This is a genomic window from Duncaniella dubosii, from assembly GCF_004803915.1.
Lineage (GTDB): Bacteria > Bacteroidota > Bacteroidia > Bacteroidales > Muribaculaceae > Duncaniella > Duncaniella dubosii.
Genome location: NZ_CP039396.1, coordinates 1704222 through 1717945, shown reverse-complemented (window position 1 = coordinate 1717945; position 13724 = coordinate 1704222). Strand labels below are relative to the sequence as shown.

At 48.3% G+C, this 13724-nt stretch carries 11 protein-coding genes; 3 read left to right on the top strand and 8 right to left on the bottom strand.

Translation table 11 applies throughout. The features are described 5' to 3' along the window. Positions 1-14: 14 nt before the first annotated feature. The 3 genes from E7747_RS07445 to E7747_RS07435 form a co-directional block, all read right to left on the bottom strand. A complete protein-coding gene (locus E7747_RS07445) occupies positions 15-584 on the bottom strand; it encodes a hypothetical protein (RefSeq protein WP_136415104.1) in 570 nt (189 codons plus the stop codon). 138 nt (positions 585-722) lie between these two features. Continuing rightward, complete coding sequence (gene rpsA / locus E7747_RS07440) at positions 723-2519, bottom strand: 30S ribosomal protein S1 (protein WP_123613437.1); 1797 nt, start codon at positions 2517-2519, stop codon at positions 723-725. A 248-nt stretch (positions 2520-2767) separates the two neighbouring features. Continuing rightward, the gene (locus tag E7747_RS07435) at positions 2768-3136 is read right to left on the bottom strand and encodes a YccF domain-containing protein (RefSeq protein WP_123613438.1); all 369 of its coding nucleotides are present in this window, start codon (positions 3134-3136) and stop codon (positions 2768-2770) included. Between the two features lie 171 nt (positions 3137-3307). Between E7747_RS07435 and E7747_RS07430 the strand changes: the two genes are divergently transcribed. After that, on the top strand, positions 3308-4417 hold the full coding sequence (locus E7747_RS07430; RefSeq protein ID WP_136415102.1) for a DUF4421 domain-containing protein: 1110 nt from the start codon (positions 3308-3310) through the stop codon (positions 4415-4417). Here E7747_RS07430 and E7747_RS07425 read toward each other — a convergent pair. The 5 genes from E7747_RS07425 to E7747_RS07405 all read right to left on the bottom strand — a co-directional run bounded on the left by E7747_RS07425 (position 4355) and on the right by E7747_RS07405 (position 10904). Next, positions 4355-5602 carry an ABC transporter permease gene (locus tag E7747_RS07425; protein WP_136415100.1) on the bottom strand — a complete coding sequence of 416 codons (1248 nt, stop codon included), beginning with the start codon at positions 5600-5602 and terminating at the stop codon, positions 4355-4357. The two genes, E7747_RS07430 and E7747_RS07425, sit on opposite strands and share 63 nt — an antisense overlap. A 30-nt stretch (positions 5603-5632) precedes the next feature. Further along, positions 5633-6787 carry an ABC transporter permease gene (locus E7747_RS07420; protein ID WP_123613441.1) on the bottom strand — a complete coding sequence of 385 codons (1155 nt, stop codon included), beginning with the start codon at positions 6785-6787 and terminating at the stop codon, positions 5633-5635. A gap of 50 nt (positions 6788-6837) precedes the next feature. After that, positions 6838-7857 (bottom strand): HlyD family secretion protein, encoded by a 1020-nt coding sequence (locus tag E7747_RS07415; protein WP_136415098.1) that lies wholly within the window; start codon positions 7855-7857, stop codon positions 6838-6840. 49 nt (positions 7858-7906) lie between these two features. Further along, complete coding sequence (locus tag E7747_RS07410; RefSeq protein ID WP_136415096.1) at positions 7907-9385, bottom strand: TolC family protein; 1479 nt, start codon at positions 9383-9385, stop codon at positions 7907-7909. A gap of 277 nt (positions 9386-9662) precedes the next feature. Next, complete coding sequence (locus E7747_RS07405) at positions 9663-10904, bottom strand: peptidase U32 family protein (RefSeq protein ID WP_136415094.1); 1242 nt, start codon at positions 10902-10904, stop codon at positions 9663-9665. Positions 10905-11144: 240 nt separating this feature from the next. Between E7747_RS07405 and ruvB the strand changes: the two genes are divergently transcribed. Further along, positions 11145-12161 (top strand): Holliday junction branch migration DNA helicase RuvB, encoded by a 1017-nt coding sequence (gene ruvB / locus E7747_RS07400; protein ID WP_136415092.1) that lies wholly within the window; start codon positions 11145-11147, stop codon positions 12159-12161. A 31-nt stretch (positions 12162-12192) separates the two neighbouring features. Then, the gene (locus E7747_RS07395) at positions 12193-13683 is read left to right on the top strand and encodes a lipopolysaccharide biosynthesis protein (RefSeq protein ID WP_136415090.1); all 1491 of its coding nucleotides are present in this window, start codon (positions 12193-12195) and stop codon (positions 13681-13683) included. Positions 13684-13724 lie beyond the last annotated feature (41 nt).

Below are 13724 nucleotides of genomic sequence, written 5' to 3'. Positions count from 1 at the left end.
ACAAACAATCAATCTTATTCTGCCGGACGCAACTCCATAGGTAGGTCCTTTACTGTCGACGCACCACTGTCGCGTTTTGCGACAGTATCTGTTTCAACAGGCTTTGCCGCGGAAAGCGAACCATCCTGCATTGAATCATACTGGTTAAGTTTCTCCCTGAATGCCTTTGCTATCGAATCGAAATCAAGCCCGGGATTACGACTCATGGCTTTCTTGAAGGCCGCACGTGTATCCTTAGGATTAACGCTCAGCGCTATGTCATAGACATCGACATACTTGCGCAATGTTTCGAGGTCGCGGCGCGTCTCGCGCTTCTTCGACGCATCGTTGTGGATTGACACAAATGCTGTCAGCACCTGCACGGTCTGCTCAGGGGTAAAATCGTCAACGAAAAGCGACATGCTGTCGGCCATCACCGATGCCTGTTTAAGATTGCCCGATGTCAGAGCCTCTTCAAGCTGCGACTGCTGAACTTCGACAGTCTCTGTATCCACAACTACATGTTCACTTTTCGATCGTCCGCATCCGACACACAGAAACGCAGTCACGGCAGCGAACAATATGATAGCGATATTCTTATTCATATCCAGTCTGTTTTAAATCCTCGCAAAGTTACATATTTAATCCATAAATGAAAATATGCTAAGAATAAAAAAAGCAGGAATCGCGTGATTGCGATTCCTGCCTGATTGTGTATCTCTGAAAAACTTTTTCAGCAAATATTACTTGCCTGCAAGTTTCTGCTTGAGTTCAGCGAGAGCTGAGAGGTCACCGAGAGTGGTCTTTTCGAGAGGAGTGTTGAGAGCGGGAGCCTCTTCCTGACGACGGTTGCCACCGCGACGGTTGCCTGCGGGCTTCTTGGGAGCTTCTGCGCGTTCGCCCTTCTGCTCATCTTCAAAGATGCGGCTGTGTGAAAGGATGATGCGCTTGCTGTCCTTGTTGAATTCGATAACCTTGAAGTTGAGCTTCTCGTCAACCTGAGCCTTTGAGCCGTCTTCCTTAACGAGGTGCTTGGGAGTTGCGAAACCTTCTACACCGTAGGGGAGAGCGATGACCGCACCCTTTTCAACCATCTCGATGATAGTTCCTTCGTGGATTGAACCAACGGTGAATACTGTTTCAAATACATCCCAAGGATTCTCTTCGAGCTGCTTGTGGCCGAGTGAGAGACGACGGTTGTCCTTGTCGATTTCGAGAACCTGAACGTCGATGTCAGCACCGATCTGAGTGAATTCGCTGGGGTGCTTAACCTTCTTGGTCCAAGAGAGGTCGCTGATGTGGATAAGACCGTCAACGCCTTCTTCGATTTCAACGAATACGCCGAAGTTTGTGAAGTTGCGCACTTTTGCAGTGTGCTTGCTTCCAACGGGATATTTGGTTTCGATATTTTCCCAAGGATCGTTCTTAAGTTGCTTGAGACCGAGCGACATCTTGCGGTCCTCGCGGTCGAGGGTGAGGATGACAGCTTCGATTTCGTCACCAACCTTGAGGAAGTCCTGAGCTGAGCGGAGGTGCTGGCTCCATGACATTTCGCTCACGTGGATGAGACCTTCAACGCCGGGAGCGATTTCAACGAATGCACCGTAGTCAGCCATGACTACTACGCGGCCCTTAACCTTGTCGCCAACCTTGAGGTCTGCGTCGAGAGCATCCCAAGGATGGGGCTGGAGCTGCTTGAGACCGAGGGCGATGCGCTTCTTCTCGTCGTCGAAGTCGAGGATTACGACATTGAGCTTCTGGTCGAGCTGAACCACTTCTTCGGGATGGCTTACGCGGCCCCAAGAAAGGTCTGTAATGTGGATGAGGCCGTCTACGCCGCCAAGGTCGATGAACACACCGTAGCTGGTGATGTTCTTGACAGAACCTTCGAGCACCTGACCCTTTTCGAGCTTGGCGATGATTTCGCGCTTCTGCTGTTCGAGTTCGGCCTCGATGAGTGCCTTGTGGCTGACAACCACGTTCTTGAATTCTTGATTGATCTTCACGACCTTGAACTCCATTGTCTTGCCAACGAAGATATCATAGTCGCGGATGGGCTTCACATCGATCTGCGAGCCGGGGAGGAAGGCTTCGATGCCGAATACATCGACAATCATGCCACCCTTAGTGCGGCACTTGATGTAGCCCTTGATGACTTCGTCTTTCTCGAGAGCCTCGTTGATGCGGTCCCAAGAACGGGCTGCACGGGCCTTGCGGTGAGAAAGGATGAGCTGACCTTTCTTGTCTTCCTGATTTTCAATGAAGACCTCTACAGTGTCGCCCACCTTGATGTCGGGGTTGTAGCGGAATTCGCTCATGGGGATGATGCCGTCGCTCTTGTAGCCGATGTTAACCACAGCCTCACGCTTGTTGAGCGCGATGATGGTACCTTCGATTACGTCCTTGTCACGCACGGTATTGAGCGATTCATCATAGGTTTTGGTAAGTTCCTCGCGGGTCTTTTCACCCTTGGTCTCACCGTTTGCATACGCTTCCCAATCGAAGTCAGCGATCGGGGAGTTTTTTACTTCTTCAGTCATTAAAAAATGGGGTTAATAAATAAGGTTAATTCTATGCCTGCGGGCAGATGTCCGCAAAGCGCTGCAAAGATAGTAATAATATTCCAATCCACAAGCATTTACCCTATGGATTTTTCAGTAAGTTTTCAACATTTTTAAAACTATTTTGAAAACCGTCAGTCTATATCCCCTGAGCGCACTCACTGTCCAGCCAGAAACTGCTGAACGGGCCTTGACAGGATTGCAAGCCTCTAAGCTGTCAAGACAGGTCAGCTAACCTTTGTTCCGAACGGGAAAAGTGCAAGCTTCATAAGTTTGAAATGCTGCATGCCAAACGGTATGCCGACTACGGTCACACAGAATATCAGCCCCCACAGCATATGAGTCAGAGCTATGGGGACTCCACCGACAAACCACCATACGACGTTCATCACACCGGCAAGGCAGCCGGATGGCCACCCGTCATCCACCACTTCTGTCCCAAACGGCCACAATGCCACTTTGGCAAGCTTCAATGTCTGCAGGCCAAACGGAATACCTATAATAGTAAGCATCATTGCCACACTCGAAATCGCATATTCGACAGCGACCATAAGTCCGCCAAACACAAACCATATAATATTTAGAAATATATTCATCAGTCACACACTCGTTATGAATCTTATCAATATTGAATTAAACTATCGATGAATATTGGACATATCATCCATAGAGATAGTAAATTTACGAATACATAAACAGATTTGCAAGTATTTTTGCGTAATTTTGCAGATGGAAATACCCTTCACATTCTCTGTTTGAGCAATATTATGCTTAGGAATTCAGTGCAATACATACTATCTACTGTCTTGGTTTCCATATCAGGTCTCACTCTTCATGCCCAGTCGACACCTTGCGACTCTCTTCCGCGCAGCTCCACTCGCTGGATTCATCAGCTGATTGAGAACGGCTTTCACATAAACGACTCATCCGTCTGCTATCCGGCCTTCCCACGTTTTGCCCTTAAAGTCTACAACTGGGGGGACAAGACGTTCAATTCCTATGACAAAAACTATGTTGTGGGGACAGGAAAAAACTGGAAGCTGCAAGGAAAAAACTATGGCTGGATTGAGACACAGACAATGCTCTTTCCGAAAAACTCATCAATCTCCATGCACTCCAACCTGTATTCCGATGCAGGTGCTTATCTCAGCTTCATGGCGGTGAGCGTTGGATACATGTGGAATATCGACAAGCTTTTCGATCACGACACAAAACGCCATACATTCAACTTCGACTTCACATGCTCACGTTTTTTCATAAACTACAGTAAGGTGTCGTCTGAAGGTGGTATGATCCTCACACGGTTCGGAGACTACAACGACGGAAAAACCTTCCGCTATGATTTCGATGACGTCAACATTACCACAACCAACCTCGATGCCTACTATTTCTTTAATCACTACAAATATTCTCACGCAGCCGCCTATACCTTCTCCAAATATCAGCTGCGGACTTCCGGAACAGCCATAGCCGGTATCACCGGAGGCGAACAGAATATCAGCATGAATTTTGAGAATCTTCCTCCCGACATGCTGGCCGCCCTACCCCTTGACTCAAATAAATACACTTTCCACTATCGCGACATCGCAGTGCTCGGCGGCTATGCAAGAAACTGGGTGCTAAAACCACGCCGATGGCTTCTGAACCTGACGGCAATGGGCGCTCTCGGCTACAAGCGCACATACGAAGATGCGACAGACGGCATCCGCAATATGGTCGCGAATAGCTACCGGCTGTCGCTCAGTTGTGTATATAACCACGGAGCGCTGTTCGCATCCGCGCAGGCAAGATCACACGGGTATCTCTACTATAATTCAAACTTCACCCACTTCAGCACTTTCTCCTCGCTGACGCTCATTGTCGGAATGCGATTCTGACATCGGCGATGCCTGACACTCGTGCGAGCCGTGTTCTTTAGCAAAATAACGAAGCGTCAGGGCAGTAACGAAATACAATCCTGTGAGCGCCCAAAGCCCCCAGTAATAATGACCGAGGTGCGAAATGGTCGAACCGTTGCTGTTTATTCGAATCAACGCCTCGATTCCAAGAGTCGACGGGATAAGCTCTGAAATCATATACCAGAATTTATTGAAGGCATAGCGCGGCCATGTAAGTCCTGAAAGAAACAGGAAGACGACGGATGTGAAGACAATGACAAGCAGACTTGATTCACGCTCCCTGACAAAAACCTGCAAAGTCTGCCCAAGGAATGTAGTGGCAAGGAGAAACACGAACACGACAGGCATGAAGTTCCAGAACGTCCCAACATGAGGCAGCGCGAACATATAGGGGATTATTTCAAGGATATAGTAGGCCAGCGGGATGTAAATCATCATGTAACAAAGCGATTTGCCAAGCACAGTGGCAAGAGGCCCTGCATCGTAGCCGAGAGGATCTATCCCTCCGTTACGGCGACGGCGGTCACGGGCGGTACCTGCAATCATGGTTATTCCGAGAAGCATGCTCTGCTGCAGAATCAGAACCACAATGCCAGGCATGACGAATGACGCGAACCCTTGGGTAACGTCGCCAAGAAAATTTGCCTGAGAGTTAACCGGCAGACCTTCTATCGTACTCGTAATCAAGCCACCCTGAGAAAGCCGTTGAGATGTGATGCGCAAAGCCTCATTCATCTGCACATCGGTTATGGAGAACAGATATTGGCGATAACGCAGCAACAAAGACATGTCGCAGTAAAACGAAGCCACAGCCTGCTCCCCACGGCCTATCTTACGGGCATAATCAGCCGGAATCTCAATCACACCGTAGCACTTCTTTTCATGCCACGCCCGTTTCGCCTCGTTTATATCCGAAGCATAACCGATAACGTTGATCGATTGTGTAGCACCAAGCTCCCTCACCAGTTCACGGCTCTCGGCGCTGCGGGAGTTATCGACGACGACAGTGTCCATCTTCTTGACAACTTCCGGATTATATATTAAGGTATAGACCACCGGATAAGCGATTGGAAGTCCGAAGAAAAACAACAGCACGCCAATGTCCGTAAACACGAGACGTGTCTCCCGACGCCATACACGGAATAAACTTTTTATCCAGTCCATATTATTTATCTATCTTTTAACGTCTTGTGTCTATGGCACATAAATAGGATTTTCAAGTCGTTTGGCAAGCCTCCGCAATCCAAGTGCAGGCAGTAGCAGGAAAGCGAGAAGAGCCATATAGTAAAAGCGGGAATAGTAGAGAGGGATGCCATTAAGCGCCTGATCTATATAAATCAGGAAATAATAGCGTATCGGGACAAGATATGAAAAGATTGCAACTCCGCCATACATCTTTTCGACCGGGAACGAAAACCCGGCTATCGAGAAACACAGAATGCCCGTCAGCGAGACTATACTCATTGCCATGCGGAGATTCGGAAGCATCTCCGTAATAAAAGTCGCGAAAGCCTGACAGGCCATGACGAGCAGCAGCATCGCAAATATCATATTGAGCGGATGGCAGTTAAGCGGAAAACCGAGGAAACGGAACATCACCGCCTGCATAGCCACCCCGACCGAAGTGAAAATCACAGTCTGCGGCAACAGTTTTCCCGCAAGAGCGACTGCCATGTTTCCACGGGCCAACCTCATCCATTCGACCGATGTTCCGGTCTTGTTTTCCTGACAGATGCTGAAAACCGTCATAAGCAACACAATCAGAGCCAGAAGGCAAGGAATAAAAGACGGACTGAGGTAGATTGCATAGTTCAGCCAAGGATTATTCAAAGGATGGCTACGAATCACTACAGGCTGAAGCAATGCTCCGGCAGTATCCTCATCCGCACCCATACCGACAAGTGTCGTTTTGACAATGCCGCCGCTTGTCAAAACTGCAATCGTCTTGAAGCCTTTGAATGACAGCGAACCGGGTACGAAAACCGCCATGTTTGAATAAAACGACAATGTCGGAGTCCCTCCACTGATGGCCTTTTTCTGAAAATCCGATGGAATATAGAAAAAACCATATATTTCGCCACTCCTGACTTTCTCAATGGCATCGTGGAAACTCTCGGCATCGGCCGAGATGTCAATAAGTTCACTTGCATTGAGCGAACGGCATACCTTACGGGAAAGAGATGTGTGGTCAAGATCGACCACTCCTACAGGTATCTTCAACGGCAGTCCTTCGCCCATAAGATTGAGGAAGAAAAAAGTGAAGCATATCGGGACAATCAACATCATGAAGATATAAATCTTTCTTGATGTGAGCCGACGTAGTTCGCGTTTTATAATCTGTAACAACATGGGACTTCTGATTAGAAATTATGAGGAGAAGGGATGCGGACAGTGATTGACTATTTGAAATACACGACACTCATGCCCGGACGCAGAGCCGGAATAGAGTCAATCGTGCGGGCTTTCACCTCAAAGGTTTTGCTGTCCCACTGCCCTGTTGCCTTTGTGGCCTGCCATGTGGCGTAAGTGCCGAGATCACGGATATAATAGATTTTGGCCTTAGTCTTTTTCTGGTCAAGAGCAGGAATCATAATCTCGATTTCTCCACCCATAGGCATATCATTGAGCAATTCCTCGCGTACATTGAATGTCACCCACTTGTCGCTAAGCTTCAAAAGGCTCATTATCGGAGCACCAAGCGACACGAGCTCACTCTCCTCCGGATAAACGGCATCAATCTGACCGTCGCACGGAGCAAGAAGATACTGGTCTTCGAGAAGGCTCTGCACCTCGGCCACGCCGCCTTTTGCAACATCGACCATAGCGGCGGCGCTTTCCTTATCTTCTTTCTGCGCACCGGAGACAGCAAGGTCGAGCTGGCTCTGGGCAGCCTTGTGAGCGGCAACGGCAGCATCGTATGCAGCCTTGGCCTCATCACGCTTCTGTTCGGACACGACTCCCTCATTGAACAGATTCTGCATTCTCGTATAGGTCTTCCGGGTGATGCCTACGGCCGCCTCAGCCTGACTGACCAAATCGCGGGCTGCCTGTACAATCTGCTTGCGTGTACCGGCATCCACCTTCTGGTTCTGAGTGCGCGCAACGGTCTCCATACCCTCCGCCTGCATAAGTTTGGCATCGACAAGCGACGAATGGATGTGCACCAACGTGTCACCGGCCTTGACGAGATCGCCTTCATGGACATAAATCTTCATTACTCTTCCGGGAAGCTTGCCGGAAATACGGATAGATGTAGCGTCGGCCTGACCTTCGACTATGTCCTTAGGCTTATTAAGGAAACAGAAACCGAGTATCGCAAGCACTATGCAGATTACCACCATTATGCCCATAGCCACCATGAGGATCTTATTTTCGCGCTGTTCGGGAGTAGCAGCGGGGCTGTTTTTTATATCTGACATGATTTCAGGAAATATTATGAGGTTGATGTTACTTTTTATTTTTTCGAATTTATTCGAAAGCCGGCGTACTGACATCGAGCCGTCCAAGCACCTTGTTGAGATAGACATCACAGAGATATACATCTATCCGTGCATCGACATTCTCGGAATGAGCCTTAAGCCAAGCCGTCTGTGCTTCCATCACATTGTCGACCGTCATCACGCCGTCACGGAAACCGACTTCGGCACAACGCAGATTTTCGTCGGCCTTCTCAAGATTGGCTTCAGTCATGTTAAATGTTTTCACGGCCTCCTGAGCCTTGAAAGAAGCCTGATTGACCTGAAGGTCTATCATATCCTTGGCGTTGTCAAGTTCAAGACGAGCGGCAACCGTCTGAGCCTTAGCAGCACGCACCTTATTATAATTACCTCCCCAGTGCCAGATAGGCACTGTGAGCATAGCACCGACCGAAAACATCCCTGAGAATTTCTTCTCGAAACCATTGAACATATTCGGATTGGAGAAGGTGTATGCCCCTACCAGCGCAAGGTTAGGCATCATCGAGGCCCGGGCTATATTCTCTTTTTCCTTATATATCTTCACACCGAGTTCAAGAGCGCGGAGATCTTCGCGGGCGGAATAGACATCCTGCATATTGTATGACTTGGCAATCGGGGCTGTCGCACTGATTGTCTCCGCATCCTCATCGGCAAGAGTGAGCATTGTGTGGACCGGAAGACCGCACACTTGGGCAAGCGCCATACGTGAAAGCACCAGTCCGTTTTCAACTTTTGTCAAATCGACCTGAGCGGAATTCAGCTTGACATCCACCGTAAGCTGGTCACGCTTGGTGGCGACACCCTGCTCGACCATGAGCGATACATTACGGCTCAGTGTGTCGAGAAGATTGACAAAACTCACCGCGAGCTTATGCTTTGCTTTCAGCGAGACAACCTGCCAATAAGCCGCATCAACCGCATAGACCACATCCTGAGCGGCATTGTCGTGCATCGCACGCGCAAGATTTTCCGCATAGCCTGTAATCTTATTCATAGCAACTATCTTACCACCCATAAAAATAGGTTGTGTAAGCGTGACAGCACCGAAAAACACATTGTGAATGTCATAGCTTAAAGCCTCTTTGGGCAGATAGGCCATCTGTTCCGGGATAGGCTTGCCATTGACCAGCACAGGTTCGCCGGTCACCGGATTCTTGACGAGACCGAACTCATAGTCCTGCTTCTCAATATTGAAGGTCTTCACAGGCAGCAGCTGGTCTGAACCAAAGACAGATACGCCCTTCTGATTATACATGTATCCGCCGGCAAAGTCAATAGCAGGCAGATATGCGGCAAAAGCCTGATCCTTCTCATAGCCGGCCACCTTGATTTGCTGTGCCGATTTTCTCAGATTCTTGTTGTTGGAAAGAGCCATCTCCCGGCATTGCTCAAGTGTCACGACACTACCGTCTGCCACCGCAGATGTCTGTGCGAAAGAGCCAAGAGCATACAAACCAAACAGCGATAGTAAAAATCTTCTTATTATCATGATTTATTTGGAAACTTAGTTGAAACGTCGAGTAACCCGCATGTACTTATGACATACAAACGGGCTTGCAAATATAACCTCTTTTAAAGATTAAAAGTTTATTTTAATCTAACGTTTTCAACTCCGTATCGACTAATTTTTGGTCAATTTTTCCTATCACGATAAATAACATAACGGAATGGCGACTAAACTGTCAACCATTCCGTTATATCGTCTCTTGAATCCGGAATCCGTTAAAAGAGTGAATCCGGGCAATCATCTGACAAACAGGAATCCTCTATTCGGTCTTATCCCATACATACAGACGGTCTGACGGACGTATCTTTCGCGGGACTTTGATTGAGAAATTATCTCCTTTCTTAACCATCGGGACAGGATCGTATTCAAGGCGCAACTCCTCTACTTTTAAAATTATAGCCCCGGTATCTGTCCCGGTGATGACAACCTCGTCACCGACATGCAGCTCGCCGGCTTCCATTACGAATTCCCCGACTCCAAGTTTCGGGAAATATCTTACACCTTTGGCGAGATAACGCTTCACACGTGTGGCCGACGAACCATATTTGGCCGACCACTCGCCGAGACGCTGGCCAAGATAATATCCATCCCAGAAACCACGGTTAAAAATCTTCTCAAGTTCTGAATCCCAACGGGCAATTTTGTCATCAGTGAATTCACCATCACATATCGCATTTATAGCCTCGGAATATGACTGGACAGCTATCTTCACATATTCAGGCCCGCGTGCGCGCCCTTCGATTTTAAACACTCTCACTCCCGCATCAATCATCTTATTAAGGAAATGGATTGTTTTCAAATCTTTTGGCGACATGATATATTTGTTTTCAATATCAAGCTGGTCGCCGGTCTCACGGTCTGTGACTGTGTAGCCCCTACGGCATATCTGAGTGCATGCACCACGGTTTGCACTCGAATTCATCTCATGGAGACTGAGATAGCATTTGCCGGAAACGGCCATGCACAAAGCCCCGTGACAGAACATCTCGATGCGGACACGCTCACCCTTGGGGCCACGTATGTCATCTCTCTCTATCGCATCGGCAATACTCTTGACCTGATCAAGATTCAGTTCACGCGCGAGAACCATGACATCGGCAAACCGGGCAAAGAATCTTACAGCCTCGATATTGGTCACATTAAGCTGCGTTGAAATATGAATCTCCACGCCGATTGAACGGGCATAGGTTATAGCAGCGATGTCGCTCGCTATAATTGCAGATATACCGCTCTCTTTAACCGCGTCAATGACCGCACGCATCTTGTCAAGCTCGCCATCATATATAATAGTATTCACGGTAAGATAGGTCTTGACTCCTGCCTTATCACATATCGACGCTATGTTACGCAAATCATCAAGGGTAAAATTGACCGAAGAGCGGGAGCGCATGTTAAGCCCCTCGACTCCGAAATATATAGCGTCTGTCCCGGCCTCGATTGCGGCATGCAAAGACTCGTAGCTCCCCACAGGAGCCATGATTTCAAAATCTTTTCTGTTCATTACCAAGAATAAGTTCATTGCTGACACGTCATCTTCACATCTCAGCAAAATTTCAATTTACAGTCCGGCAAAGGTAACCAAAATCGGATATATCTCCAAAATCAGTTTTTGAGACCGTTACAAAATTTAGCATACCGAGAGGTCTGCTTTCAGATAAATTTGCTAATTTTGTAATTTGACATCACATAGGAGCACGCATATACATGACAAGCCTGTGCCCCTATTATCCCCATAGAATTAATGGAATCAGATTTCGACATACATGACCGCGTCAGCGCGGACAAAGATTTTGAAAGGGCTCTCCGTCCATCGTTTTTCGACTCGTTCAACGGTCAGGAAAAGGTGGTAGAGAATCTGAAGGTATTCGTACAAGCCGCGCGGATGCGAGGCGAAGCGCTCGACCATCTGCTGCTTTTCGGTCCTCCGGGACTTGGGAAAACCACTCTGGCAGGAATTATCGCCAATGAACTCGGAGTAAACTTCAAAGTCACATCCGGGCCGGTGCTTGACAAGCCCGGCGACCTTGCCGGAATCCTCACGTCACTCGAAGAGAACGATGTCCTTTTCATTGACGAGATCCATCGTCTTTCCCGGGTAGTCGAGGAATACCTCTACTCCGCTATGGAGGACTATAAAATCGACATCATGATTGATAAAGGACCGGGAGCACGCTCAGTCCAGCTGTCACTCTCCCCGTTCACTCTTGTCGGCGCCACAACCCGTTCAGGCATGCTGACAGCTCCGATGCGCGCACGTTTCGGCATCAACTGTCATCTGGAATATTACAATCATGAGGTTCTGGAACGCATAATCATGCGGTCGGCCGCCTTGCTGGGTGTGAGATGTACCGCCGAGGCCGCCCACGAGATAGCTCTGCGAAGCCGAGGGACACCACGAATAGCGAATTCGCTTCTAAGACGTGTCCGTGATTTCGCCCAAGTGAAAGGAAACGGCGACATCGAGCCTGAAATCGCACGATTCTCCCTCGAAGCCCTCAATATCGACCGCTACGGACTCGATGAAATGGACCATAAACTTCTGTTGACAATGATCAACAAGTTTGAAGGCGGCCCGGTCGGACTGTCGACAATCGCTACGGCTATAGGCGAAGAGCAGGATACCATTGAGGAAGTCTACGAACCGTTCCTCATCATGGAAGGCTTCCTTCGCCGTACACCGCGCGGGCGTGAGGTGACATCGCTCGCCTACACTCATCTTAAAATAAATCCCCCTGCGCCTATGGGCAGCCTGTTCTAAAAACTTTTTCACGTTTAGACTCTTCAAAATAATGGCAGGAATCAAATCACTCGCCAAAGATACGGCCATATATGGCCTTAGCAGCATCATCGGACGATTTCTCAACTGGTGTCTCGTCCCGCTCTATACACAGATGTTTCCGTCGTCGGAATACGGTATTGTGAGCTATATTTACGCAATCGTGGCTCTTGCATTGATTATCCTTACCTACGGAATGGAGACAGGATTTTTCCGGTTTGCCAACCACGAGCGATATAAAGACCCGATGGAAGTCTACTCGACCTCCCTTATATCACTCGGGCTCAGTTCAACTGCTTTCCTTGCGCTGGTTCTGATATTCATCAAGCCGATTTCAACCGCGATGCACTCATCGCTACATGAATCATACATTGTCATGATGGCTATCGCCGTAGCCTGCGATGCTTTCACGGCTCTTCCATTCTCATATCTGCGATTCAGGAAACGTCCGATGCGCTTCGCATTTCTACGGCTCGTGAACATCGGCCTCAACATTGGCCTCAACCTGTTCTTTATCCTTATCTGCCCTTGGCTGTGGAAACAGGCTCCCGGCTGGATAGCATGGTTCTATGACCCTGACTTCGGAATAGGCTACATTTTCCTTGCCAATATGATGACTTCTGTCATAAATGTGGCGCTTCTCCTCCCCGAACTTCGAGGCTTCCCTTACAGATTCAACCCGAAACTATGGCGTGAGATGCTGATTTATTCCGCCCCATTGCTCGTACTCGGCATCGCTGGCGTGATGAACCAGACTCTCTATTCCATACTGTTTCCCATCCTGTTTCCCGACAAATCCGAGGCGATGTCGCAACTTGGCATCTATGGCGCCAACCTGAAAATAGCCATCGTGATGGTAATGTTCACACAGGCATTCCGCTTCGCCTACGAGCCGTTTATATTTGCCCGCTCAAAAGAACGAGGCGAAGACAAGCTTCAAAGCTATAGCGACGCGATGAAATATTTTGTCATCTTTGCAATGGTGATATTCCTTGCTGTAATGTTCTATCTTGATATACTCCGGCATTTCATAGCGGCAAGCTACTTCAGCGGACTTAAAGTCGTCCCGATAGTGATGATAGCTGAATTCTTTTTCGGAATATTCTTCAACCTCTCGCTGTGGTATAAGCTCACTGACAAGACTGCATGGGGAATGTGGTTCTCTCTACTTGGACTTGCCATTACGGTTGTGGTCAACATCATACTCGTTCCGCGCTACGGATATATGGGATGTGCATGGGCATCGTTTGCCTGCTATGGAACGATGATGGCCGTAAGCTACATTGTCGGACAGATAAAATATCCTATCAGATACAATGTCGGACGGCTATCGTTTTATTTTATCAGTGCCATAACATTGTGGTTTTTCTCCGAACTTATTGCCTTCGGCCACCGTCCGTGGCTCAACATGATCATACGTACCCCTTTCCTCATCGGCTATGTCCTTATGGCAATGAAACTTGAAAAAATCAATATCAGAGACCTAATCCCACACAAGAGATAACGACAATGCCATAATCTTTTTGTCTGAATGGCCTAAAATTA

Bases quoted from the DNA above. Each gene is read 5' to 3' on its own strand.
- E7747_RS07445 (WP_136415104.1), bottom strand. From the start codon at position 584: ATGAATAAGAATATCGCTATCATATTGTTCGCTGCCGTGACTGCGTTT.
- rpsA (WP_123613437.1), bottom strand. From the start codon at position 2,519: ATGACTGAAGAAGTAAAAAACTCCCCGATCGCTGACTTCGATTGGGAA.
- E7747_RS07435 (WP_123613438.1), bottom strand. From the start codon at position 3,136: ATGAATATATTTCTAAATATTATATGGTTTGTGTTTGGCGGACTTATG.
- E7747_RS07430 (WP_136415102.1), top strand. From the start codon at position 3,308: ATGCTTAGGAATTCAGTGCAATACATACTATCTACTGTCTTGGTTTCC.
- E7747_RS07425 (WP_136415100.1), bottom strand. From the start codon at position 5,602: ATGGACTGGATAAAAAGTTTATTCCGTGTATGGCGTCGGGAGACACGT.
- E7747_RS07420 (WP_123613441.1), bottom strand. From the start codon at position 6,787: ATGTTGTTACAGATTATAAAACGCGAACTACGTCGGCTCACATCAAGA.
- E7747_RS07415 (WP_136415098.1), bottom strand. From the start codon at position 7,857: ATGTCAGATATAAAAAACAGCCCCGCTGCTACTCCCGAACAGCGCGAA.
- E7747_RS07410 (WP_136415096.1), bottom strand. From the start codon at position 9,385: ATGATAATAAGAAGATTTTTACTATCGCTGTTTGGTTTGTATGCTCTT.
- E7747_RS07405 (WP_136415094.1), bottom strand. From the start codon at position 10,904: ATGAACAGAAAAGATTTTGAAATCATGGCTCCTGTGGGGAGCTACGAG.
- ruvB (WP_136415092.1), top strand. From the start codon at position 11,145: ATGGAATCAGATTTCGACATACATGACCGCGTCAGCGCGGACAAAGAT.
- E7747_RS07395 (WP_136415090.1), top strand. From the start codon at position 12,193: ATGGCAGGAATCAAATCACTCGCCAAAGATACGGCCATATATGGCCTT.